Annotated in this window: 25 protein-coding genes and 2 pseudogenes; 17 read left to right on the forward strand and 10 right to left on the reverse strand. The window is 59.1% G+C overall.

The window, feature by feature from the left end; all coding sequences use genetic code 11:
* Positions 1-5: 5 nt before the first annotated feature.
* The gene (locus ACX3YF_RS13945) at positions 6-242 is read right to left on the reverse strand and encodes a DUF3820 family protein (protein ID WP_008056784.1); all 237 of its coding nucleotides are present in this window, start codon (positions 240-242) and stop codon (positions 6-8) included.
* A gap of 202 nt (positions 243-444) precedes the next feature.
* On the opposite strand from ACX3YF_RS13945, the gene ACX3YF_RS13950 reads away from it, so the two are divergent.
* From ACX3YF_RS13950 to ACX3YF_RS13965, 4 genes are all read left to right on the forward strand, one after another.
* Positions 445-912: a ferritin-like domain-containing protein gene (locus tag ACX3YF_RS13950; protein ID WP_458973838.1), complete on the forward strand. Its 468-nt coding sequence runs from the start codon at positions 445-447 to the stop codon at positions 910-912.
* A 155-nt stretch (positions 913-1,067) separates the two neighbouring features.
* Entirely contained in the window at positions 1,068-3,056 is a 1,989-nt protein-coding gene (locus tag ACX3YF_RS13955; RefSeq protein ID WP_458973839.1) for an FUSC family protein, read from the forward strand.
* Positions 3,043-3,249: a DUF1656 domain-containing protein gene (locus ACX3YF_RS13960; RefSeq protein ID WP_047532442.1), complete on the forward strand. Its 207-nt coding sequence runs from the start codon at positions 3,043-3,045 to the stop codon at positions 3,247-3,249. The genes ACX3YF_RS13955 and ACX3YF_RS13960 overlap by 14 nt, the downstream gene beginning before the upstream one ends.
* A gap of 10 nt (positions 3,250-3,259) precedes the next feature.
* Complete coding sequence (locus ACX3YF_RS13965; RefSeq protein WP_458973840.1) at positions 3,260-4,123, forward strand: efflux RND transporter periplasmic adaptor subunit; 864 nt, start codon at positions 3,260-3,262, stop codon at positions 4,121-4,123.
* Between the two features lie 51 nt (positions 4,124-4,174).
* Here ACX3YF_RS13965 and ACX3YF_RS13970 read toward each other — a convergent pair whose 3' ends face one another.
* A complete protein-coding gene (locus ACX3YF_RS13970; RefSeq protein ID WP_007974451.1) occupies positions 4,175-4,645 on the reverse strand; it encodes a MaoC family dehydratase in 471 nt (156 codons plus the stop codon).
* 42 nt (positions 4,646-4,687) lie between these two features.
* Positions 4,688-5,632, reverse strand: coding sequence for an alpha/beta hydrolase (locus tag ACX3YF_RS13975; protein WP_130210071.1), 945 nt, complete (start codon positions 5,630-5,632; stop codon positions 4,688-4,690).
* Positions 5,633-5,882: 250 nt separating this feature from the next.
* Here ACX3YF_RS13975 and fadD2 point away from each other — a divergent pair, with 250 nt between their 5' ends.
* A complete protein-coding gene (gene fadD2 / locus ACX3YF_RS13980; protein ID WP_288097134.1) occupies positions 5,883-7,571 on the forward strand; it encodes a long-chain-fatty-acid--CoA ligase FadD2 in 1,689 nt (562 codons plus the stop codon).
* A gap of 382 nt (positions 7,572-7,953) precedes the next feature.
* On the forward strand, positions 7,954-9,651 hold the full coding sequence (fadD1, locus tag ACX3YF_RS13985; RefSeq protein ID WP_047532438.1) for a long-chain-fatty-acid--CoA ligase FadD1: 1,698 nt from the start codon (positions 7,954-7,956) through the stop codon (positions 9,649-9,651).
* A gap of 53 nt (positions 9,652-9,704) precedes the next feature.
* On the opposite strand, the gene ACX3YF_RS13990 is transcribed toward fadD1, so the two are convergent.
* Positions 9,705-10,082, reverse strand: a complete 378-nt coding sequence (locus tag ACX3YF_RS13990; RefSeq protein WP_077047210.1) for a hypothetical protein — start codon at positions 10,080-10,082, stop codon at positions 9,705-9,707.
* A gap of 199 nt (positions 10,083-10,281) precedes the next feature.
* On the opposite strand from ACX3YF_RS13990, the gene ACX3YF_RS13995 reads away from it, so the two are divergent.
* The 3 genes from ACX3YF_RS13995 (at position 10,282) to def (ending at position 12,149) form a co-directional block, all read left to right on the forward strand.
* Complete coding sequence (locus ACX3YF_RS13995; RefSeq protein WP_090324694.1) at positions 10,282-10,473, forward strand: CsbD family protein; 192 nt, start codon at positions 10,282-10,284, stop codon at positions 10,471-10,473.
* A gap of 177 nt (positions 10,474-10,650) precedes the next feature.
* Positions 10,651-11,607 carry a YihY/virulence factor BrkB family protein gene (locus ACX3YF_RS14000; protein ID WP_130210075.1) on the forward strand — a complete coding sequence of 319 codons (957 nt, stop codon included), beginning with the start codon at positions 10,651-10,653 and terminating at the stop codon, positions 11,605-11,607.
* A gap of 2 nt (positions 11,608-11,609) precedes the next feature.
* Entirely contained in the window at positions 11,610-12,149 is a 540-nt protein-coding gene (def, locus tag ACX3YF_RS14005; RefSeq protein WP_130210077.1) for a peptide deformylase, read from the forward strand.
* Between the two features lie 81 nt (positions 12,150-12,230).
* Here def and ACX3YF_RS14010 read toward each other — a convergent pair whose 3' ends face one another.
* Positions 12,231-12,659, reverse strand: a complete 429-nt coding sequence (locus ACX3YF_RS14010) for a GNAT family N-acetyltransferase (RefSeq protein ID WP_196587089.1) — start codon at positions 12,657-12,659, stop codon at positions 12,231-12,233.
* 797 nt (positions 12,660-13,456) lie between these two features.
* Between ACX3YF_RS14010 and ACX3YF_RS14015 the strand changes: the two are divergent.
* Both ACX3YF_RS14015 and ACX3YF_RS14020 read left to right on the forward strand, forming a co-directional pair.
* Positions 13,457-14,233, forward strand: a pseudogene (locus ACX3YF_RS14015) (PAS domain-containing protein); the annotation flags it as partial.
* Positions 14,234-14,359: 126 nt separating this feature from the next.
* Positions 14,360-14,776, forward strand: a pseudogene (locus ACX3YF_RS14020) (methyl-accepting chemotaxis protein); the annotation flags it as partial.
* A gap of 54 nt (positions 14,777-14,830) precedes the next feature.
* Here ACX3YF_RS14020 and ACX3YF_RS14025 read toward each other — a convergent pair.
* The 3 genes from ACX3YF_RS14025 to gntR all read right to left on the reverse strand — a co-directional run bounded on the left by ACX3YF_RS14025 (position 14,831) and on the right by gntR (position 17,386).
* Positions 14,831-15,412, reverse strand: coding sequence for a hypothetical protein (locus ACX3YF_RS14025; RefSeq protein ID WP_458973841.1), 582 nt, complete (start codon positions 15,410-15,412; stop codon positions 14,831-14,833).
* A 194-nt stretch (positions 15,413-15,606) separates the two neighbouring features.
* Entirely contained in the window at positions 15,607-16,245 is a 639-nt protein-coding gene (locus ACX3YF_RS14030; RefSeq protein WP_196586714.1) for a glutathione S-transferase family protein, read from the reverse strand.
* Positions 16,246-16,354: 109 nt separating this feature from the next.
* Positions 16,355-17,386 (reverse strand): HTH-type transcriptional regulator GntR, encoded by a 1,032-nt coding sequence (gene gntR, locus ACX3YF_RS14035; RefSeq protein ID WP_130210087.1) that lies wholly within the window; start codon positions 17,384-17,386, stop codon positions 16,355-16,357.
* A gap of 215 nt (positions 17,387-17,601) precedes the next feature.
* Between gntR and ACX3YF_RS14040 the strand changes: the two genes are divergently transcribed.
* Together ACX3YF_RS14040 and ACX3YF_RS14045 are read left to right on the forward strand one after the other, a co-directional pair.
* Positions 17,602-18,135: a gluconokinase gene (locus ACX3YF_RS14040; RefSeq protein WP_130210089.1), complete on the forward strand. Its 534-nt coding sequence runs from the start codon at positions 17,602-17,604 to the stop codon at positions 18,133-18,135.
* Positions 18,136-18,216: 81 nt separating this feature from the next.
* A complete protein-coding gene (locus ACX3YF_RS14045; protein WP_130210091.1) occupies positions 18,217-19,569 on the forward strand; it encodes a GntP family permease in 1,353 nt (450 codons plus the stop codon).
* 117 nt (positions 19,570-19,686) lie between these two features.
* On the opposite strand, the gene alaC is transcribed toward ACX3YF_RS14045, so the two are convergent.
* Positions 19,687-20,904, reverse strand: coding sequence for an alanine transaminase (gene alaC / locus ACX3YF_RS14050; RefSeq protein WP_130210093.1), 1,218 nt, complete (start codon positions 20,902-20,904; stop codon positions 19,687-19,689).
* Between the two features lie 138 nt (positions 20,905-21,042).
* Here alaC and ACX3YF_RS14055 point away from each other — a divergent pair, with 138 nt between their 5' ends.
* The 3 genes from ACX3YF_RS14055 to ACX3YF_RS14065 all read left to right on the forward strand — a co-directional run bounded on the left by ACX3YF_RS14055 (position 21,043) and on the right by ACX3YF_RS14065 (position 22,844).
* Positions 21,043-21,705: a LysE family translocator gene (locus ACX3YF_RS14055; protein WP_090464530.1), complete on the forward strand. Its 663-nt coding sequence runs from the start codon at positions 21,043-21,045 to the stop codon at positions 21,703-21,705.
* A 66-nt stretch (positions 21,706-21,771) separates the two neighbouring features.
* Positions 21,772-22,257, forward strand: coding sequence for a GyrI-like domain-containing protein (locus ACX3YF_RS14060; RefSeq protein ID WP_458973842.1), 486 nt, complete (start codon positions 21,772-21,774; stop codon positions 22,255-22,257).
* Positions 22,258-22,355: 98 nt separating this feature from the next.
* A complete protein-coding gene (locus tag ACX3YF_RS14065; RefSeq protein ID WP_458973843.1) occupies positions 22,356-22,844 on the forward strand; it encodes a GNAT family N-acetyltransferase in 489 nt (162 codons plus the stop codon).
* Positions 22,845-22,988: 144 nt separating this feature from the next.
* Here the strand turns inward: ACX3YF_RS14065 and ACX3YF_RS14070 are convergent, their stop codons facing one another.
* Entirely contained in the window at positions 22,989-23,474 is a 486-nt protein-coding gene (locus ACX3YF_RS14070) for a GNAT family N-acetyltransferase (RefSeq protein WP_458944419.1), read from the reverse strand.
* Between the two features lie 141 nt (positions 23,475-23,615).
* Between ACX3YF_RS14070 and ACX3YF_RS14075 the strand changes: the two genes are divergently transcribed.
* Positions 23,616-24,041, forward strand: a complete 426-nt coding sequence (locus ACX3YF_RS14075) for a YybH family protein (protein ID WP_130210101.1) — start codon at positions 23,616-23,618, stop codon at positions 24,039-24,041.
* The last annotated feature ends 6 nt before the right edge of the window (positions 24,042-24,047 follow it).

Below are 24,047 nucleotides of genomic sequence, written 5' to 3' on the forward strand. Positions count from 1 at the left end.
ACATTTCAGTGACGTGGCGCGGGTTTGCCGTGTTTGGCACGCAAGGGTTCGAGCAATTCAGACAAACCGTTGTGATCGATTTCCTGCATCAGGGCCAACAGACCGCCCAGTTCGCCGTGGGGAAATCCTTCCCGGGCAAACCAGTTCAGGTAGGGGCCGGGCAGGTCGGCAATGATTCGACCCTTGTATTTGCCGAAGGGCATCTGGCGAGTTATCAGCAGTTCGAGCTTTTCAGGGTTCATCAATCAATCCTGGATTCAATCAGTCTGGAAAATACAGGCATTCTGCATGCAGGCCAAATGACAGATCATGCAAAAGAAACGGATACAGATTCATCTGATATTTATAACTCACTGAAATATATAGAGTAATTGCTTGATGGATAGCTGGCATGCGAGGTGCAACACCTATTGCAACTTTCATCCACCCGCAAGGAATTGAAAAATGACTGACATGAATAAAGAAGCGATTTCTGTACTCAACGACCTGATTGAAACCAGCAAGGACGGTCAGGAAGGGTTCAAGACTTGCGCTGAAGACATCAAACACCCTGAACTCAAAACCCTGTTCGTGCAACGTTCCGCAGAGTGCGCCACAGCGGCTTCCGAACTGCAACGTGCGGTTCGTTCCATGGGCGGCGATCCGGAAACCTCCACCAGTGTCAGCGGTGATTTGCACCGTCGCTGGGTTGACGTGAAGTCGATGTTCACCGGCAAGGACGAAGAAGCGGTGCTCAATGAAGCCGAGCGTGGCGAAGACCATGCGCTGAAGGCCTATCGAGACGCCATGGAAAAAATCAACAAGCATAATCTGGTGGGCATTCGCGACCTCGTTGAGCGTCAGTACCACGGCGTGCAGCGCAATCACGATCAAGTCAAAGCCTTGCGTAACCAGGCGCGTGCACGTTCGTAAGCGTACGTTTGCTGTCAAAAACGCCAGCCAGTCTGGCGTTTTTTTGTGCCTGTGAATTAGCGCTGGACGGGATATCGATAGCTAGCTAATAATTTGTTTCTCAAGTGTTCACCGAAGCCGTCTATCGTTAAATCGTCCTTCCAAGAGTCCCTTTCGTGCCCATCACTTTCCAGGCTTTATTTGCGCCTGACCGCCGCGCTGTGCAATTCGCGATCAAGACCCTGATCGGCGGAGGCCTGGCGCTGTGGCTGGCCTTGCGCTGGGGACTGGAGCAACCGGCCTGGGCGCTGATGACGGCGTTCATCGTGGCGCAGCCATTGTCCGGGATGGTGCTGCAAAAGGGCCTGGCGCGGCTGCTGGGCACGTTGATCGGGACGATTATGTCGGTGGTGTTCATGGGCGCTTTCGCCCAGACGCCGTGGTTGTTTCTGTTGGCCCTGGCGCTGTGGCTCGGCCTGTGTACGGCGAGTTCGACCCTGCTGCGCAGCGCCTGGTCCTATTCATTTGTGCTGGCCGGGTACACGGTGGCGATCATTGCTTTGCCGGCCATTGCCCATCCGCTGACCGTGTTCGATCAGGCCGTGGCGCGCTGCACGGAAATTTGCCTGGGGATTGTCTGTGCCACCGCCAGCAGTGCCTTGCTCTGGCCGATGCGGGTCGAGCTGCAACTGGCCGATCAGGCCCGCGCGGCCTGGCGGAGCGGAATGAACGCCGCGCGGGCGACCCTGGCCGGCGATGGCCAGGCGCGCAAGGACTTGCTGGAAATCCTCGGCAGAATCGTCGCGGTAGACGCCCAGCGCGAACACGCCTGGTTCGAAGGCCGTCGCGGCCGGCAACGTGCGCGGGCTATCAGTGGTCTGAGTCAGAAGTTGTTGATGTTGCTGCGCATCGCCCGTTCGGTTCGTCGTCAGTGGAAGCCGTTGGAGCCCCAGGAGACGGCGCAATTATCGTCCTGGATGCACGAAGTCCAGGAAGCGCTCGGCAGCGGCGATCCCGCGCCGTTGCAAGCCTTGCGTCCACGCTTGCTGGAGGCGTCCCATGCGCGGCACATCAGCGCCGCGCAAAGTTACTGCCTGGTGCGGTTGACCTTGTTGATGGACACCGCGCTGGCAGCCGGTACCGCGTTGCAAGCGGTGGAGCAGGGGGGTGAGTCCCTCGACCCACCAAGATCCCTGGCCCCACACCGTGACCTGTCCCTGGCGCTGGTGTTCGGTGCCCGCAGCGCGCTGGCCTTTCTGGTGGTTTCGTGTTTCTGGCTGGCGACGGCATGGCCCGCCGCGGCCGGGGCGCTATTGCTGACGTGTGTGGTGTGCAGCCTGTTCGCCAGCCGCGAGAACGGCGCGCAGATCGGCATGAGTTTCATGCGCGGGATTTTCCTGGCCCTTCCGGCGGCGTTTATCGTCGGACAGATTCTGCTGCCGCAATGGAGCGGTTTCGCGATGCTCTGTCTGGGCATGGGCGTGCCATTGTTTTTCGGAGCGCTGGGCATGGCCAAACCGCAGATTGGCGCCACGGCGACTTCGTTCTGTCTGCATTTCATTGTGCTGGTGGCTCCGTTGAATCAGATGAAGTTCGACGTCGCCGGGTTTTTCAACAGTGCACAAGCCATGGTGATAGGCGTCGGTGCGGCGGTGCTGGCGTTTCATTTACTGATCCTGCGCAACCCGACCTGGCATGCCCGACGCCTGTTGGCCGCGACCCTTGGCGACCTGGTACGCCTGACCCGGCGCAATCTGGCCGGCGCCGAGAGCTGGTTCGGCGGACGCATGGCCGACCGTTTGCTGCAATTGGCGCGGCATTATCCGGAGCTGCCGGAGCCAGCACGCAGTCGCTGGGACGATGGCTTGCTCGGCCTGGATATCGGCGATGAATTGCTGCACCTGCGTTTGAGCCTGGCAGTGGCGCAGGTGCCGCTGACCGCACCGCAACGGCAATACCTGGAGCATCTGGAAAAAGTCCTGCAACAAGGTCCGGCTGGCAGTCGCGCCGACGCGTTGGCCGAGCCGAGCGAAGCCTTGCTGCAATCCTTGTACGCCTTGCCCCCTGATGACGCGGTGAAGCTGGCCCAGGGCGCGGTGCTGCAATTGCAAAACAGCTGGCGTGCCTGGTGCCGCCAGCAGGAGGACGTCGATGGGCTTGCGTGAGTGGTCGGTGGGCGGCGTACTGCTCAGCCCGTTTCTGATTTATGTGGTACTGGCGTTGCTGGTCACCGGCGCCTTGCGCCTGTTGTTGCGGCTGACCCCGGTGAGCCGCTGGATCTGGCATGAAGCATTGTTTGATTGCGCCTTGTACGTCTGTGTATTGACCGTGATCACCTTCGTCCTCGGTCCCTTATAAGGAGTTGAATATGCGTACCTCCGTACGTGTCGCGGTAACCCTGTGTCTGGTGGCGGTGGCGATTTTTGCCGGGTTCCATTTATGGCAGTACTACATGCTCACGCCCTGGACTCGCGACGCGCGAATCCGTGCCGATGTGGTGGTGATTTCCCCGGACGTGTCGGGTTGGGTGCGTGAACTCAAGGCGTATGACAACCAGCAGGTGAAGGCCGGCGACCTGTTGTTGAGTATCGACCGTGACCGTTTCGAAGCCGCGCTGGAAAAGGCCCAGGCGGTGGTGCAGACCCGTCAGCAACAACTCAATCTGCGCGAGCGCGAAGCCAGCCGTCGCGCCAGTCTCGGGCCGCAAGCGATCAGCGCCGAACTGCGTGAAAACGCGCAAATCAACGCGGGCATTGCCCGTGGCGAACTGCGTGAAGCCCAGGCCGAAGCCAAGATGGCACAAATCAATCTGGACCGCAGCCAGGTCCACGCGCCGCGCAATGGCCATATCACCAACCTGCGCCTGGCCGAAGGCAATTATGTGAATGCCGGGCAATCGGTCATGGCGTTGATCGACGATTCGACCTTCTATGTGCAGGCGTATTTCGAAGAAACCAAACTGCCGCGGATTCGCATCGGCGATCCGGTGAAGGTCTGGTTGATGAGCGCCGGGGAGGCGTTGCAGGGACATGTGGAAAGCATCAGCCGCGGGATTACCGATCGCAATACGACGCCTGATGGTCAATTGCTGGCGGAAGTGGAGCCGACCTTCAACTGGGTCAGGCTGGCGCAACGGATTCCGGTGCGGATCAAACTGGACCACGTGCCCGAAGGGCTGAATCTGAGTGCGGGGATGACGGCGAGCGTGCAGGTGCAGGAGGGGGAGCGCTAAATTGTGCCCGTGGCGAGGGAGCAAGCTGCCTCGCCACGGGTTAGAGGGGGATCAGCCGATGCTGATGGCCGGCAACTCGGTCAGGGTCACGCTCTGCTGTTTGCGCGGCGCCAGAATTTCCGCTTCGCCATCCACCACCAGCTCATCACGCTGGTTGAACACGCGGGTGGCAATGCGCACCCGAAACTTCGGCAGCTTTTCGAGAATCTCCAGACGCACGGTCAGGGTGTCGCCAATTTTCACCGGCTTCTGAAAGCTCATCTGTTGACCGATATAAATCGTGCCCGGCCCGGGCAACTCGCAAGCCACTGCCGCACTGATCAGCGCGCCGCTGAACATGCCGTGGGCGATACGTTCCTTGAACATGGTGCTGGCGGCGTATTCGGCGTCCAGGTGTACCGGATTGTGGTCGCCCGACATCGCGGCGAACAACTGGATGTCGCGCTCTTCGACGGTCTTGCTGAAGCTGGCGGTCTGGCCGACTTCAAGGGCTTCGTAAGGGGTGTTGGTAACCTGGGTCATCTGTCTCAATTCCTGTGACGAATAAAAAAATTCACAAAAAAACTATTCGGCTCGGTGTGGACGACGATGGCTCAAGACCTGGGCGATCCAGGCCAGCACATCGGCGGTCACTTCATCGCGGTTGCTTTCATTGAACAGTTCATGCCGCGCCTGCGGGTAAATAGTCAGTTGCAGGCTCTGGCTGCCGGCCTTGCGCAAGGCGTTGGCCAGATCTGTCAGACGTTTGCCTTCGCTCACCGGATCACATTCGCCGCCAATCACCAGCAACGGCAGGCCCGGATCGATCTGAGCGAGATTGGACGCTTTGCTGATTTGCTGCAAGCCGCCGAGCAAATCGATCCACAGCTGATTGGTGCAACGGAAGCCGCAGAGCGGATCATTGGCGTACAAGTCGACTTCCTTCGGATCGCGGCTGAGCCAGTCGAACCGGGTACGCACCGGTTTGAACTTCTTGTTGAACGAGCCGAATGACAACCATTCGATCAGGGCGCTGCGGCCCTTGGGGCCTTGGCGCAGGCGTTCGAACCGGGCGATTTGCCGCGCCGCGCGATAAAGCGCGACGGGCTGGAAATTCGATCCGCTGAGAATGGCCCCGTGCAGGCTGGCACTGTGATGCAGCAAATAAGCCTGGGCAATGTAGCTGCCCATGCTGTGACCGAGCAGCACAATCGGCATGTCGGGATGCTGCTGGCCGATGTGCTGGTTGAGGCACGCCAGATCACCCACCACTTTGCTCCAGCCATCGCTATCGGCGAAATGACCGAGGGTCCCGTGTTCGGCAGTTTTGCCATGTCCGCGCAAATCCGGCGCATACACGCCGTAACCCTGTTCACAGAGTTTTTCCGCCAGACGCGCATACCGCCCACTGTGTTCCGCCATGCCATGAGCCAGCAAAATCAATGCCTTGGGAATGCCTGCCGGTAGCCACTGGTTGACGAAGAGACGGCTGTGATCGCTGGTGGTCAGCCAGAAAGTGTCGTGGATCATGGCGTTTCCTTTGCTGGGGCATGGTACGTGCGGCTTGCAACCCAAGTGTATAGCGCATCCTGCGTCGGGCGTCTGATCTGGTCACGCCATGGCACGAAGATTCACACGATCTATGACGATCGTGCGCGTATTTGCCTGATTCGACATAGCTGCTAGTGTCCGTGAAGCTCCGCTTTTCGCTTTCTGCTTTTAAGAAATGACAGAGACAGAAAAGTGGCCCGGATAGGTTCAGGTAAAGAGGACAAGAACAATGCAACCTGATTTCTGGAATGACAAACGCCCGGCCGGCGTGCCCCTGGACATTGATGCGGGCGCCTATAAGTCGGTGATCGAGGTGTTCGAACGTTCCTGCAAGAAGTTTGCTGATCGCCCGGCGTTCAGCAACATGGGTGTCACCCTGACCTACGCTGAGCTGGAACGCTATAGCGCAGCCTTCGCCGGTTACCTGCAAGCCCACACCGACCTGGTGCCGGGGGATCGCATCGCGGTGCAGATGCCCAACGTCCTGCATTACCCGATCGCCGTGTTCGGCGCCTTGCGCGCCGGGTTGATCGTGGTCAACACCAACCCGCTGTACACAGCGCGGGAGATGCGTCATCAGTTCAAGGACTCCGGAGCCCGAGCGCTGGTGTACCTGAACATGTTCGGTGCCAAAGTCCAGGAAGTAGTGCCTGACACCGACCTGCAGTACCTGATCGAAGCGAAGATGGGCGACCTGATGCCGACCGCCAAGGGTTGGCTGGTCAATACCATGGTGAGCAAGGTCAAGAAAATGGTCCCGGCCTATCACTTGCCCCAGGCGATTTCCTTCAAGAGTGCACTGCGCATGGGCCGGGGCCTGGGGATCAAGCCGTTGAACGCCGGCCTCGATGACATCGCGGTGCTGCAATACACCGGTGGCACCACCGGCCTGGCCAAGGGCGCGATGCTGACCCACGGTAACCTGGTGGCCAATATGCAGCAGGCGCGGGCCTGCCTCAGTCAGACCGCTGTCGATGGCCACCCGCTGCTGCGCGAAGGACAGGAAGTGATGATCGCGCCGCTGCCGCTTTACCACATCTATGCCTTCACGGCGAACTGCATGTGCATGATGGTGACCGGCAACCACAACGTGCTGATCACCAATCCACGGGACATCGGCGGCTTTATCAAGGAGCTGAAAAACTGGCGGTTCTCGGCATTGCTGGGGCTCAACACGCTGTTTGTCGCGCTGATGGATCACCCGGATTTCAAGACCCTGGATTTCTCCAGCCTCAAACTCACCAACTCCGGCGGCACCGCACTGGTCAAGGCCACCGCCGAGCGCTGGGAGCAAATGACCGGGTGTCGGATCACCGAAGGCTACGGCCTGACGGAAACCTCGCCGGTGGCCTGCACCAACCCCTATGGCGACCAGTCGCGCATCGGCACGGTCGGCTTGCCGGTGCCAGGCACCACGCTGAAGGTCATCAACGATGAAGGCGTCGAGCAGCCGTTGGGCGAGCGCGGCGAGCTGTGCATCAAAGGCCCGCAGATCATGAAGGGCTATTGGCAGAAACCCGAAGCCACCGAAGAAGTGCTGGATGCCGAGGGCTGGTTCAAGTCCGGCGACATTGCCGTGATCGACCCGGACGGGTTTGTGCGCATTGTCGATCGCAAGAAGGACATGATCATCGTCTCGGGTTTCAACGTGTACCCGAACGAGATTGAAGACGTGGTCATGGCCCACCCGAAAGTCGCCAACTGCGCGGTCATCGGGGTGCCGGACGAGCGCTCGGGCGAAGCGGTGAAGTTGTTTGTGGTGGCCCGTGAAACGGGGGTCAGCCTTGAAGAGCTGAAGGCGTACTGCAAGGAAAACTTCACGGCGTACAAAGTGCCCAAGCACATTGTGTTGCGTGAATCGTTGCCCATGACACCGGTGGGCAAGATCTTGCGGCGGGAGTTGCGTGATATCGCTTGATCGATAAATGGCCGCGCTTTGCGCGGATCCTGTAGGAGCGAGCTCGCGAGGGTCTTGAACGATGACGCGTAAACCCAGATGCCCCGCAACGGCCTCCAGTTTTTCGCCAGCGAGCTCGCTCCTGCATTGATTTAAGCCCCGATTTTCGGGGCTTTCAGGGCTTTATAGAATTTTTGCTCTAAAATGACCGCTTGTCATTCTTGAGTCACAAAAGTGACCGTAGAGGCCGCTTTTGGCTCTAGTCGACCCTTGGCAAAGCTGCTACTCTCGGCGCGCTTTGTGACTTCTCGGCCTTGTAAAAAGCCAGACTCACCAATAAACACACCAATAATAATCGCATCAAATGCGGTGCTGAATTCGCGTTGCTGAGGAGTGGGCTTCCATGAACGAAGACTTTTGGAAGGATAAGTACCCAGCTGGAGTTGCTGCCGACATCAATCCAGATGAGTACCCGAATATTCAGGCAGTGTTGAAGCAATCCTGCCATCGCTTCGCCAACAAGCCGGCGTTCAGCAACCTGGGCAAGACAATCACGTACGGTGAACTGTACGAATTGTCCGGTGCCTTTGCGGCTTACCTGCAACAGCATACCGATTTGCAGCCCGGCGATCGAATCGCCGTGCAACTGCCCAACGTTCTGCAATACCCGATTGCCGTCTTTGGTGCCATCCGAGCGGGCTTGATCGTGGTCAATACCAACCCGCTGTACACCGCGCGGGAAATGGAACACCAGTTCAACGATTCCGGTGCCAAGGCGCTGGTGTGCCTGGCCAACATGGCGCACCTGGCCGAGACCGTCGTGCCGAAAACCGGCGTCAAGCACGTGATCGTCACCGAAGTGGCCGACCTGCTGCCACCGCTCAAGCGCCTGCTGATCAATAGCGTCATCAAATACGTGAAGAAGATGGTCCCGGCATACCACCTGCCAAAAGCCGTCAAGTTCAATGACGTATTGAGCAAGGGGCATGGTCAGCCAGTGGCGGAAGCCAGCCCGGCCAGCAGTGACGTGGCGGTGCTGCAATACACCGGCGGTACCACCGGCGTGGCCAAGGGCGCCATGCTGACCCACCGCAACCTGGTGGCGAACATGCTGCAGTGCAAGGCGCTCATGGGCTCCAACCTCAATGAAGGCTGCGAGATCCTGATCACACCGCTGCCGCTGTACCACATCTATGCCTTCACCTTTCACTGCATGGCGATGATGCTGATCGGCAACCACAACATCCTGATCAGCAACCCGCGCGACTTGCCGGCGATGGTCAAGGAGCTGTCGAAGTGGAAGTTCAGCGGTTTCGTTGGCCTCAACACCCTGTTCGTCGCCCTGTGCAATAACGAAGGCTTCCGCAAGCTGGACTTCTCGGCGCTGAAAGTGACCTTGTCCGGCGGCATGGCCCTGCAACTGGCGGCGGCCGAGCGCTGGAAAGCCGTCACCGGTTGCGCCATCTGCGAAGGTTACGGCATGACCGAAACCAGCCCGGTGGCGACGGTCAACCCGATCCAGAACATTCAGATCGGCACCATCGGCATTCCGGTGCCATCGACCCTGTGCAAAGTCATCGACGATGCCGGTGTTGAACAGCCAATGGGCGAAATCGGCGAACTGTGCGTGAAAGGTCCGCAGGTCATGAAGGGCTACTGGCAGCGTCAGGACGCCACCGATGAAATCCTCGACAGCGAAGGCTGGTTGAAGACCGGTGACATCGCGCTGATCCAGCCGGATGGCTACATGCGCATTGTCGATCGCAAGAAAGACATGATCCTGGTGTCCGGTTTCAACGTTTACCCGAACGAACTCGAAGATGTACTGGCAACCCTGCCGGGCGTGCTGCAATGCGCGGCCATCGGCATTCCGGACGAGAAGTCGGGGGAGGCGATCAAGATCTTCATCGTCGCCAAGCCAGGCGTGACGCTGACCAAGGAACAGGTGATGGAGCACATGCGCGCCAACGTCACCGGCTACAAGGTGCCGCGTTCCGTGGAGTTCCGCGATGCATTGCCGACCACCAACGTTGGCAAGATCCTGCGTCGCGAGTTGCGGGATGAAGAGTTGAAGAAGATCAAGGCGAAGAACGCCGCCTAATCAAAGAGCCCCGCCGATGCGGGGCTTTTTGTTAGTGCTCTTGTGGCGAGGGGTTATTGGCGGAACGGCGCGAAATTGACGTTGGTGCCCGCCGGGCGCATGTCCTGCAGGTACGAGTCCTTGTCGGCGCTCAGTTCCAGGCTCAATGCCGCCTTGCGCTTGCCCTGATTGCGCACCACCAGGCCTTCGAGTTTCTCGCGCAGGAACACCGTCGGCACTTTCAGGTGCAACAGTTCGTCGGTATCCGGGGTGTGCATCAGCAGGTGAATCCACTCGTACTGACCAATGGCCAGGCGCGCGACCGGAATATCGAACCACCAGATGTTGCGGTTGCGGTTCAATTCGGTGAAGTGGCAGTTGTTGACGCCAAGCACAGCACCGCCGAGTTCCTGGTTTCTGCGGGCAATGGCCTGCTTTTTATCGAGTTTCATAACATTCCTACGGGATTGGATCTTCAGCGCCATGGCCTGAATACGTTGCGCATTCTCGGGGGTTGCCGGGCAAACATAAAGCCCAACCTGCGCTGAACGATGAAATGTCGGGCTGAAAATAAATGAAACTCCGTGCAAACGCCCCCGGTCAACCTTGTGTAACGACCTTTTTCATCGAGATGTTCACAGGAGAAACACCATGAGCAGCACTGGCGATAAAGTAAAAGGCATGGCCAACGAAGCAGCCGGTAACGTCAAGCAAGGCGTGGGCAAAGTCACCGGTAACGACAAAATGCGCGCCGAAGGCGTGATGCAGGAAAAGAAAGGTGAAGCCCAGCAAGCCGTTGGCAAAGCCAAGGATGCGCTGAAGAAAGGCATCGACAAGGCGTAACCCAGCCTTTAATAAAGGTAAGAAACGGCCATCCGCGGATGGCCGTTTTTGTGTCAGCCTGAACTTGAGCCCAGAAATTGTTTCAAAGTCGCCAGCTAGAGTATTTTGAAGCAGTAAACGGCCCTTGAGTCGCCACGACTTAACCCACCATTTTGTTTGCGGCGAAAGGAGACGCTAATGATTTTCCCGGACATGAAAGGCCTGCCCTTGCACCGTGTGATGGTGCGCACGGTCACCGAGTTCGTCGCCGACGAAATGTCGACCTACGCCTCGGCACTGGCCTATCAAATGCTGTTCTCGCTGTTTCCGTTCATTCTGTTCCTGATCGCCCTGATCGGTTTCCTGCACCTGCCGGACTTCTTCTCCTGGCTGCGCCTGCAGTCTGAACTGGTACTGCCACCCCAGGCCCTGGAGCAGGTGAACCCGGTGATCGACCAGCTCCAGCAGTCCAAGGGTGGGCTGCTTTCAGTGGGTATCGTAATCGCCCTGTGGACGGCCTCTGCCGGCGTGCGGCTGATGATGAGCGCGATGAACGCCGCCTACGATGTGGTCGAAGGCCGGCCGGCGTGGAAGCGTTTTCCGCTGTCGATCATCTACACCGTCGGCGTCGCCGGCATGCTGTTGATTGCCGCCGCGCTGATGGTGCTCGGGCCACAAGTGATGAGCTGGATCGCGTCGCAAGTCGGCCTCGAATACTTCATCGTCACGCTGTGGACCATCGCCCGCTGGCCGGTGATCGTGATTCTGTTGATGGTGGCCGTGGCCCTGATTTACTACGTGATGCCCGACGTCAAACAGGAGTTCCGCTTCATCACCCCCGGCTCGGTACTGGCCGTGGTGGTGTGGATCATCGCGTCCCTGGGCTTCGGTTTCTACGTCAAGGAGTTCGCCAACTACAACGCCATGTATGGCAGTATCGGCGCGATCATCGTGTTGTTGCTGTATTTCTATATTTCTTCCGCGGTGCTGCTGCTCGGTGCCGAGATGAATGCGGTGATCGAGCACATGTCCAAGGAAGGCAAGGACCCGGGCGAAAAAGTCCCCGGCGAACACAGCCCGGGCATTGAACCCAAACACCATGTGTCGGGACTGGGCCGGGATCACTCGCTCAAACCGACCGCTGACGAAGCCTGATCATGATCCGTGAAATTCTGAAAATGGGCGACGAACGCCTGCTGCGCATTGCCCCGCCGGTGCCGGCCGAGATGTTCGACAGCCCGGAACTGTGGCAACTGATCGACGACATGTTCCAGACCATGGAAAGCGTTGGCGGTGTTGGTCTCGCCGCGCCGCAAATCGGCGTCGACCTGCAACTGGTGATCTTCGGCTTCGAGCACAGCGAGCGTTATCCGGATGCCGAAGCGGTGCCGCAGACGATCCTGATCAATCCCTTGATCACGCCGCTGAGTCCGACGCTGGAAGAGGGCTTCGAAGGTTGCCTGTCGGTGCCCGGTTTGCGCGGTGCCGTGGATCGTTATCAACACATCCGCTATGAAGGCTTCGATCCCAAGGGCGAGCCCATCGTGCGCATCGCCTCGGGTTTTCATGCGCGTGTGGTGCAGCATGAGTGTGATCACCTGATCGGCCGGTTATATCCGTCGCGCATCAGCGATTTCAGCAAGTTCGGGTTTACCGAGGTGATGTTTCCGGACCTTGATCCGAACGCCGACGATTGAATCCTCCACAAGACCCATGTGGGAGCGAGCGTGCTCCCACAGGTGATCTCGACGCTTTCGTCACTCGCTCCGACTCACCGGTTACCCTGTGGTCCTGACCAGCGGTTCCAGGCCCATGGCGATCATCGGCTTGCTGCGCGCGTAACGGCTCAGGCGTTCGGTCATGGCGTAGGGCATCTGTGGATCGAAGACAAAGCCGCGACGCTCATAGAAGCCGCGCAAGTCCGGGTGGCAGAACAACCAGACCGGGCTTTCGGCCTGCTTTACCGCGGCAGCGATCAACGCGGCGGCGATGCCTTGCCCGCGACAGGCCGGATCGACAAACAACCCCGTCAGCCAATGCCCGCCGGACACCGGCCGCAAGCACAATGCCCCGACGATTTCGTCACGCCGGGCGACCCACAATTGCGCGTCGCGGACTGCTTTCATCGAAGATTGGTGGGCGCGATAAAACTTGTTCATCAACGGCCATAACGGCTCATCGAGCCGGGTGTACTGAGTGTTGGGCATGGGACCGGACTGTCGGTGTGCAAAGCGGGCGATTATAAAAGAACGCGACCCCAAGGATAGGTGTATACCTGATCTCACATCCCGTGTGAGTGGAGTACGCATCATGTCCAAAGGTATGGATTCAAAGAAAGCAGCGAAGAAAAAACCGGCAAAAACCGCCATCGAGAAGCGTGCGGACAAGAAGGCCAAGAAAGTCGATATTTTCGGTCATTGATCCCGTGATCAGGGAGCCCGGTCCAAGGGCTCCCGCTGTTCGTCCAGTGAAGAGAAAATCTGCAAGAAAACCCGGCGTCGTTGCACAGAAGGGAAATGATCCCGATCCGGGCAACGCCATGCCTCATGACTTCGATACTGCCCACCGATCCCTGTTTGGGATGCCTTCTCAGTCACACCAACGCTGAACCGATTTTGTCCTCAATACTGGCCGACTAGTGGCCTTGCTTAGCCATAACGGCTGTCTATGCTCACTTATAACTAACTATGTCGGTGGCCTCCGGGTGACTGGCGTTCAACCGTGAGAGTGCGCATTCCAAGGCACCGAGGCTGGGCAAAATGGAGCAATCGGGTAAAGGGAATTTGATTTTGAGTAGGTTAGGGCTGGCCCGAATCCGGGCGATCAAGAGAAGGATGTCTTGATAAGAGTGTCACTAAAGGGACCCTCCGATTAAACATCATTTATCACCTGACAAGTCCTTCCCGTGGAGGGGCGCGTGTACCTGTTCTGTGGAACGTAGTGGTGGATGTGAAAGATCAGCAGCTTTCATTAATCAAAAGACCGCGCTCAAGGTGGTACGAACATGTTCAACCTACATCACAAGGCTGACCTGCAGGAAATCGAACGCTTCAGCTGTGCGCTGGGCGAGGCCAATGCCAGGTTGGCCGCCATCAGCCGTTCGATGGCGATGATTGAATTTACCCCGGACGGCATTGTGCTCGATGCCAACGAAAACTTTTGCAGCGCCATGGGTTACAGCGTCGAAGAAGTACGCGGCAAGCATCACCGGATATTTTGCGAAGAGGCGTTTTACCGTAGCGAAGAGTACGCCAAGTTGTGGCGCGACCTGGCCCGTGGCGAGCCCATCAGTGGCACCTTTTCACGCTTGAACAAGAGCGGCAAGGAGATCTGGCTCGAAGCCAGCTACATGCCGGTCTACGGTCCTGATCGGCAAGTGAGCAGTGTGATTAAAATCGCCAGCGACATTTCGGCGAGAGTTTACAAAGAGCACGAAGACGAAAGCATGCTCGCGGCGATCGGGCGCTCCATGGCAGTGATCGAGTTCACCCCCGAAGGCAAGGTGATCACGGCCAATGACAACTTCCTGAAGACCATGCACTACTCGCTCGATGAAATCGTCGGCCAGCATCACAGCTTGTTTTGCCACCGCAGCGAAAGTGAATCGCCCAACTACAGAGCGTTCTGGGCCTCGCTCAATCGCGGCGAATATCACTCGCACCGATTCGAACGCAAGGACAAGTTCGGCCACATGGTTTATCTGGAAGCGTCCTACAACCCGCTGTTCGACACCAAGGGCCGGCTGTACAAAGTGGTGAAGTTCGCCAGCAATATCACCGAGCAGGTCACTACCCTGCAAACGGCCGCGGAATCGGCCCACAGCACCTCGGTACAAAACGATGCCTGCGCGCGCAAAGGGTCCGAGGTGGTGCAGCAAACGGTGCAGATCATCCAGGACATTTCCCGCGACTTGAACGAGGCGGCGGTAAGCATCGATGCCGTCAGCAAACAGTCCGACATCATCGGCACCATCGTTCAGACCATTCGCGGCATTGCCGATCAGACCAACCTGCTGGCCCTCAACGCCGCCATTGAAGCGGCCCGCGCCGGCGAGCATGGACGCGGCTTCGCGGTGGTGGCCGATGAAGTGCGCAGCCTGGCCGCACGCACCAGCCAGGCGACGGTGGAAATCGTCGAAGTGGTGCGCAAGAACCACGATTTGTCAGTGAGTGCTGTGTCGAGCATGCAGTCGAGCTTGAGTCGAACCGGGCTTGGGGTAGAGCTGGCGAATGAGGCGGGGGAGGTGATTCTGGAGATTCAACAGGGCTCGCGGCACGTGGTGGACGCCATCAGCCAGTTCAATTCGACCTTGCAGCTGAATTGATCGCGGCCAAATGCAAAGGGGCCCGGTAAGAGGGCCCCTTTTGTTCCGGCGTCATTAAAGCGAAGCAAGGAGCTTGTCGACCACCTGGCTGCTGCCTTTATCGCTGCTGCCGTTGTCTTTCTCGGCCTGCGTCAGTTTCACCTTGTCCTGCATGCGCTCGGCGATCTCTTTGCCAATCGCCAATTGTTGCTCAGGAGGCATGGCATTTACCTGGTCTTCCGTCAGGCCCATCTCTTTCAGAATGCTGTCGCGCAAACGCTGTTCAGGCGTTTTGCTCATATAGTCCTTGAATTCGTCCGTGGCCGAGCCACTGCCGACCTTGTTCTGGGTGTCGGCCGGTACGCTTGCAGTCGTCGCCTGCAGATTCACGCGGGTCTTGGCGAACGCTTCATCAACGTTGTCACTGATTTTGCTGGCCTGGCTGGCCTGGCTGACCTGTTGCGTGGCGAGTTGTGTGGCGGATGCCTGTACCTGCTCGCTGGCTTGCGCGGTTTGCGTCTGCACATTGTTTTGCAGCGCTTGCATCATGGCGCCTTGAAGGCCGCTCTGAAGTCCGGCAGCGGCGTCGGCGTTTGGATTTTCACCGGGCCGTTTGGGCAGTGGCGTCACCTGGTTTAATTTTGCACTGACCAGCATGATAAATAGACCTTGTAGGTATGGGCGGTGCAGTGTGTTGAGCAAATAGTATGCCTATAAGATAAATATCTTATATATCAAATACTTGGTTTGTTTTGTCCGGCGAGTATCGGACGTTTGCGGTCAAGCCTTGCCGCCAGGCGGCAGGGCTCGACCGCCGGGCCGTCAGCGATGCTCACTGGCACACGGAGGGCTCAAGGCAGGCCGTTGCAGCAATGCTTGAGAAAACCGGGGTGCTGCGCCAAACGCCTGAAATACTCGTCGATGGCCGGGTAATCGGGGCGCTCGATCGGTGTCATCAACCAGCGATTGACCGACAGCCCGATGACGATATCGGCCAAGGTGAATGTTGGCCCGGCCACATAAGCCTTGGTGGTTGCCAGCTGATGTTCGAGGATGCCCATCTTCTGGTTCCAGTCGCGCACACTGACGTCCAGTCGATGCGGGTCCTGGAATTCCGGGTCCTTGCGCACCAGCGCCATGAACGCATGGCTCCATGACGGATTGAGCTCAATCGCCTGCCAATCCATCCACTGTTCCACCCGGGCCCGCGCGACCGGTTCGGTGGGCAGCAGTTCGGCATGGTGATAGTGGTGTTTGCCGGCCAGGTAGCGGCAGATGGTGTTGGATTCCCACAGCGCCCCGTTCTCATCGATGATCACCGGCACCTTTGCATTGGGATTGAGCCGCAGAAACTCAGGGCTGTGGGTCGAGGCAAAACCGCTGCCCCAATCCTCACGCTCGTAGGACAGGCCCAGTTCCTCGCACGTCCACAAGACTTTGCGGACGTTGATCGATGAGGCTTTACCGAGAATTTTCAGTGCATGTTCCATGTTGCGGCTCCGTTAGCGAATTGGCGCGCTACGGGAGACTGGCAGGGTGCGGACCGGTTGGCGACATTCGTTGTTCTAAAAAGGTTAGTTGAAATCCGAAGGCCCATCCTTACGTGCTCTCGCGCACCTTCAACTCAAACCCCATGTCCTGCACCGGTTTGGCCACGGTGTTGCCGGCCATCAGCGTCAACATTTGCTCCGCCGCACGCCGACCGATTGCCTCGCGCGGGGTGTTGATGCTGCTCAGGCGCGGGACCATGTGTTCCGACATGGGCAGGTCGTTGAAGCCGAGAATCGCCACCTGCCCGGGGATCTTGATCCCGCAGCGCATGGCTTCGAGCAATGCACCCTGGGCCAGGTCGTCGTTGCCGAAGAAAATCGCATCGACATCGGGGTGACCGGCGAGCAGTTGCAGAAACAGTTCGCCACCGAGGCCGACCGAGGAGGCGCGTGGCGTCAGCACTTCCAGGTCCGGGTCATACAAACCGGCCTTTTGCAGGGCCTTGCGGAAACCTTCGCCGCGCAGCAGCGTGCGCTGGTCGAGTTGCGCACCGATGTAGGCCAGGCGCTTGCGCCCGCGGGACAGCAAGTGTTCGGCCGCCGTTTCGCCGGCAGCCAGTTGTGAAAAGCCTACGCAATTGACTCCGGCGGCGCTGTCGAGCTCCATCATGTAGACGCAGGGAATGTTGCTCGCTTCGATCATCCGCCGCGAACTTTCAGTGCGGTCGAAACCGGTCAGCAGCAAGCCGCGCGGCTGATAGGCCATGTAGTTGCGCAGCAGGTTTTCTTCTTCGTCGCGGGAATAGTGGAAGTTGCCGATCAGCACTTCGAAGCCCTTGGGGCGCAGCACCTGATGAATGGCTTCCAGGGTGTCGATGAATAACAGGTTGGACAGCGACGGCACCAACACCACCACCGAATGGCTCTGGGCCGAGGCCAGGGCGCGGGCAGCCGGGTTGACCACATAGTTGAGTTCGAGCGCCGCTTTCTGGACCTTTTCCACCAGTTCGGCGGCCACAGTGCTGACGCCGCGCAGGGCGCGCGAAGCGGTAATCGGACTGACACCAGCCAGGCGGGCAACTTCGTTGAGGGTAGGGCGGCCAGTGGTTCGTGTGTTTTTATCGTTTTTGGTTGAGGTCATCGATGGCTTGCCAAACAAAATTCAAGGCACTAAGGTAGCGCTGTCTCGATGCAGCTGCAAATGCGTGAGCGAGGGTTTGCCTGATCCTCGCTTTTTGGTGTTGGGAACGAACATGCTGCAACCCACAAAAATGACAAGAAGGCGTCGGCAACTTCTACTTTTGATCTAGTGTCATAACTGGCAAAGGTAGCGCTGTCTGCGCGCTGAGGTGTTACATGAATCATCCCATCACCGCCCTGGTCATCATGGGCGTTGCCGGTTGCGGCAAGACGTGCGTCAGCGAAGCCCTGTGCCAGCTCAGCGGCGCCACCGCCATTGAAGGCGACTCTTTTCACCCTGCCGCCAATATCGAAAAGATGAGCGCGGGTATCCCCCTGAACGATGAAGACCGTGCCGGCTGGCTCGACAGCCTGTGCGCTGAATTGCGCCGTGTCGACGCTCTGGGCCAGCGCCCGGTGCTGACGTGCTCGGCGCTCAAGCACATTTACCGCGAGCGCCTGCGCAGCGCCTTGCCAGGCCTGGGCTTCGTGTTCCTTGAACTGACCCCTGAAGTCGCCGCCGACCGTGTCTCCCACCGGCCGGGCCACTTCATGCCGTCGACCTTGATCGACAGCCAGTTCGCCACCCTCGAGTCCCCCGTCGGCGAGCCCTTGACCCTGGCCCTCGATGCGTCGACCCACAGTGTCGATGAGTTGGCCGTGCAGGCGCACCACTGGTGGCTCGGGCACGGCCTGAAGCGTGCCGGCTAATTTTGCTTCTAGAGATAGCGCTGTCCTTATGGCTTTCGAATTACCCGCTTCAATAACAACAACAACCAGGAGACACCCCTAATGTTTGGCATGTCCCACGAGACGTTCCTGCTGCTCGATGCAGTGGTCACGGTGATCGGGCTTATCGTTCTGATCACCAAGTTCAAGTTGCATCCCTTTCTTGCCCTGATCATCGCCGCCGCCTTCCTCGGGCTGACCTCCGGCATGCCGATCGGCACCATCATCAAGGCGTTCCAGGACGGCTTCGGTGGCGTGCTCGGTTTCGTCGGGATCATCCTCGCGCTGGGCACCATGCTCGGCAAAATGATGGCCGAGTCGGGCGGGGCGGACCAGATCGCCCAGACCCTGATCCGCGCCTTCGGCAAGGACAAAGTGCAGTGGGCCATGATGTTCGCCGCGTTCCTCGTGGGCATCCCGCTGTTCTTCGAAATCGGCTTCGTGCTGCTGATTCCGCTGGTGTTCATCGTTGCCCGGCGTACCGGCGTGTCGATCATCAAGATCGGCATCCCGCTGCTGGCCGGTCTGTCCGCCGTCCACGGCCTGGTGCCACCGCACCCGGGGCCGCTGCTGGCGATCGGCGTGTTCGGCGCCGACATCGGTAAAACCATTCTGTATGGCCTGATCGTGGCGCTGCCTACCGCGATCATTGCCGGCCCGATCTACGGTACGTTCATTGCCAAGCACATCCCTGGCCATCCGAACCAGGAGTTGGTGGATCAACTGGCACGCGAAACCGATTCGGCTGAACTGCCGAGCTTCGGCATCACATTGGTGACCGTGCTGCTGCCGGTGTTCCTGATGCTGCTCAAGACGTTTGCCGACGTGGTGCTGCCCGATGGCAACATCTTCCGCTCCTTCATGGACCTGATCGGTCACCCGATCTCGGCGTTGCTGCTGGCCTTGCTGCTGTCGCTGTACACCTTCGGCTACAAGCAGGGCATCGGTTCCAGCCAAATGATGAAATGGCTGGACGCGAGCCTGGCGCCGACCGCCGCGATCATTCTGATCATCGGTGCCGGCGGTGGCTTCAAGCAGATGCTGGTGACCAGCGGTGTGGGTGACGTGATCGGCCACATGGCGGTGAACGCACAGATCTCGCCGATCCTGCTGGCGTGGCTGGTGGCGGCGGTGATCCGCATCGCGACCGGTTCGGCGACCGTGGCGACCATCACTGGCGCGGGCATCGTGGTGCCGGTGGTGGGGATGATTCCGGGCGTGAACCGTGAGCTGCTGGTGTTGGCCACCGGTGCCGGTTCGTTGATCCTGTCCCACGTCAACGACGCCGGCTTCTGGCTGGTGAAGCAGTACTTCAACATGACCGTGGCAGAAACCTTCAAGACCTGGACCGCGATGGAGACCATCCTGTCGGTGGTGGGCCTGGGCTTCATTCTGTTGTTGTCGTTGTTCGTTTAAGCGCACCACAAAACCAAATGTGGGGGCGAGCCTGCTCGCGATGGCGGACTTACATTCAACATCTTCGTTGAATATAAGCCCTCATCGCGAGCAGGCTCGCTCCCACAGTGTTTTGTATTAGCTGGTGGCCTTTGGTGCGACCCCATCGGCCCGGAACATCCCGCGAATGCCGCGAACAGCCTGACGAATCCGGTCCTGGTTTTCGATCAGCGCAAAGCGCACGTGATCGTCCCCGTACTCACCAAAGCCCACGCCTGGCGAGACACAGACCTTGGCTTCGGCCAGCAGTTTCTTGGCGAACTCCAGCGAACCCAGATGGGCATAAGCCTCGGGAATCTTGGCCCAGACGTACATCGACGCCTTCGGATTCTCGACCATCCAGCCCAGCTCATGCAGGCCTTTGACCAACACGTTACGGCGCTGGCGGTATTGCTCGGCGATGTCGAGCACGCATTGCTGGTCGCCTTCGAGCGCCGCAATCGCTGCGACTTGCAGCGGGGTGAAGGTGCCGTAGTCGTGATAACTCTTGATCCGCGCCAGGGCGTTGACCAGTTCCGGGTTGCCGACCATGAAACCGATGCGCCAGCCCGCCATGTTGTAGCTCTTGGACAGGGTGAAAAACTCCACCGCAATGTCCTTGGCGCCCGGCACCTGCATGATCGACGGGGCTTTCCAGCCGTCGTAGACGATGTCGGCGTAGGCCAGGTCATGCACCACCAGCACGTCGTACTGCTTGGCGAGTGCGATCACCCGTTCGAAGAAATCGAGCTCCACACACTGCGCGGTGGGGTTGGACGGGAAGCCGAGGATCATCATTTTCGGCTTCGGAATCGAACCCCGGATAGCCCGTTCCAGTTCGGCGAAGAAATCCACGCCCGGCACCAGCGGTACCGAACGCACCTGGGCGCCGGCAATCACGGCACCGTAGATGTGAATCGGGTAGCTGGGGTTCGGCACCAGCACGGTGTCGCCCTGGTCGAGGGTCGCCAGCATCAAATGCGCCAGGCCTTCCTTGGAGCCGATGGTGACAATGGCTTCGGTTTCCGGGTCGATGTCGACCTCGTAGCGATCCTTGTACCAGTTGGAAATCGCCCGGCGCAGGCGCGGAATACCCTTGGACGTCGAGTAGCCATGGGTGTCTTCGCGCTGGGCGACGGTCACCAGTTTCTCGACGATGTGCGGCGGCGTGGCGCCGTCGGGGTTGCCCATGCTCAAGTCGATGATGTCTTCGCCACGGCGACGGGCGGCCATCTTCAGCTCGGCGGTGATGTTGAAAACGTAAGGAGGGAGTCGATCTATGCGCGCAAAGCGGCGCGGCGAACCTTGTTCGGCCATTGTTGCCTCGGATAACGTAAGCGCCCGGAACCGTCCGAGCGACGCTGGTCACTGCGGTGACCTGTGCGGAATGTACGGTCAGCTGTGGCAGACTGTCCAGCCTCCATGTAAACAAATTTTTCCGAAGGAATTGGGACGATGGAATTCACCAGTGGCTTTTTGCTGAGCCTTTCGCTGTGCCTGGACATTGGCGTGGCCAATATCGCCATGATCACCCTGGCGATGCAGCGCGGCTATTTTCAAGGCTTTGCTCTGGGCCTGGGGACCTGCGTCGGCGACCTGATCTACGCGGTGCTGGCGCTGGCGGGCATGACGGTTTTGCTGCAGTACGAAACCGTGCGTTGGGTGCTGTGGATCGGTGGTTCGGCGTTGCTGGTGTATTTCGCGGCGAAGATGATTTATTCGGCGATCCACCATGAAGCGTTGATGGCCGAAACGGTCGAGGTGGGGCAGAACTCCCATCGCAAAGAGTTTTTTCGCGGGATCTTCCTCGCCATGTCCTCGCCCAGCGCGATTCTCTGGTTCGCCGCCGTGGGCGGCACGTTGATCGCACGATCCGGCGGCGGTGGCCCGCTCAGTTCGGCGCTGTTCCTCGGCGGTTTTCTCTGCGCCGGTTTGCTGTGGTCCGCCGGCCTGTGCTTTGCCGCGAGCCATGGCGGCAAGTTGCTCGGCGACAAGCTGCTGCGGTACTCCTATATGGCATCTGCGGCGATCTTCTGCTATTTCGCGGTGTACGTGATCCTTTCCGGCTACAACGAATTTGTCGGTGCGGCTGCCGTCGAGCAGTTGCACGCACTGTAAGTGGGCGAAACGGGTTTGGCTTCTATACTCCCAGCCGAACCCATTTTTCCTTCCAGGAGTCGAGTCATGGATGAGCAAAAAAGCGTCGAATTGTTGGAACCGCGCTTTGAACGCGGACACTTCCTGCTGATTGCAGGGCTTGGCGCTCCCTTCACCCAGCAGACCACCGCAGGCATTCCCGCGCTTTGGGAAAAATTCAGTCCCCACATCGGCAACGTGCCGGGTCAAAAGGGTGAAGTCACCTACGGCGTCTGCTGCAATTTCGATGGCAAGGGTGGCTTTGATTACATCGCCGGGGTCGAGATCAGCAAGCTCGACGATTTGCCCGAGCAATACCGCTGGGTTGAAATTCAGCCGCAGTATTACGCGGTGTTCGAGCATAAAGGGCCGCTGGAATCCCTGTCGCAGACCTTTCGCTACATCTGCGATACCTGGCTGCCGCAGTCCGGGCATCAGGCGGCGGACGCCCCGGAATTCGAACGCTACGGCGAAGACTTCAACCCCAGGCTCAACACCGGAACACTGGAAATCTGGCTGCCGATCAAGGCCTGATCAGCCGCATCGAGAGACGTATCGACGATTCGTCTCTCGATGTCACGGGGAGGCTGATTTATGATCCCCGGCTTTCCCATCGCTGATTCCGAGTTGCCATGAACACCGTCATCCGTCACGTCCTGCCCGCCGACCTGGACCGTTGCTACGCCATCGAAACCGTAGCCTACGAGGGCGACGAAGCCGCGACCCGCGAAAAAATCGCCACCCGCATCGCCACCTGGCCCGAGGGTTTCATCGTCGCCGAAGTGGACGGCGTGGTGGCCGGCTTCATCAATTCCGGTGCGGCATTTGAAGTTGAAATGTCGGACGAAGCGTTCAAGGAACTGATCGGCCACGACCCGGCCGGGCCGCACGTGGTGATCATGTCGGTGGTGGTGCATCCGGATTTTCAGGGGCAGGGGCTGGCCAAGCGTTTGATGGGCGAGTTCATCGAGCGCATGCGCGCAATGGGCAAGGCCAGCATCAACCTGATGTGCAAGGAGCGGCATATCCCGCTGTATGCCGGGTTCGGCTTTGCCTACGTCAAGCCATCGGCGTCGGACCATGGCGGCATGGCGTGGCATGAGATGGTGCTCAGTCTCTAAAATTTTGCACAAAACCTGTGGGAGCGGGCTTGCCCGCGATGGACTTAAGAACACCGCGTTTAACCGGTAAACACGCGTTATCGTTATCGACCATCGTCGGAACGCCGCCCGGAGCAAGCTCGCTCCTACAGGTGCGTGGCGCACCTAGAACATCATTCCCATCCGCCGTTCATAGCCAATCCGCCCCTTGTACGCCTCGCCGCTGTCGACAAAACCATATTTGGCGTACAGGGCAATGGCCGCGGCGTTGTCTGCATCCACCGACAACTCCAGCCCGCGAATTTCCGGCCAGGCCTGGCGGGCCACTTCGGCCAAGTCTTGCAGGCAAGCCTTTCCATAGCCCTTGCCCTGGGCGCGCTGATCGACCTGCAAGGCATGCAGGGTGGCGCTGTGTTCGTCGGCCCAGGCGGGTAATACCGGTGGGCGTTTGAGCAGCAGGAAGGCCACGGGGATCGCGTCGGCCAACAGGGCAAATCCTTTGACGCCGGGGCCGGGTCGGGACAGCAGGGTGTGCAATGCACCGTGGATGTCACCGGAAAACCTGATTTGTTCCGGATGCACTTCGATGGCCTCCACCTGCTGGCGCTGCAGCGCATTGAGGCTTTCGTAAGGCACGAGTCGGGTTGTCACTGGAGTGTCCTTTTTCCAACGGAAATGAGCCTCGGATTCTAGCGAGTTTGCGTTCATGGATTATTTTTATTTCGGCTGTCGATTGGATGGATCGCCAGACGACTAAGGGTGTCTTCACAATAAAAACCACGGAGAACCACCATGAACGCCACCCACGAAATCCAGACCCTGATCGACACCTACCGTCAGGCGGTCATCGCCAAGGATGTCGAGAAAATCATGGCCCTGTATGCCGAGGACATCGTCTCCTATGACGCGGTCAAGGCGCTGCAGTTTCGCGGCAAGGCCGCCTACCGCGCGCATTGGCTCGAATGCATGGAAATGTGCCAGGGCCCGCACACTTTTGACTTCGACCAGATGAACATCGTGGCTGATGAACACATCGCCTTTGCCCATTGGCTGGCCCACTGCGGGGGCACCAATGACAAGGGTGAAACCCAGGCGTGCTGGATGCGCGTGACGGCCTGCTACCGGCGCGAGGCCGGACAATGGCGCATCGTCCACGAACACTGGTCGGCGCCGTTCGACATGATGAGCGGTACGGCCCTGTTCAATCTGGAACCCTGACCGGCG

Source organism: Pseudomonas fluorescens group sp. PF-69 (genome assembly GCF_054481235.1).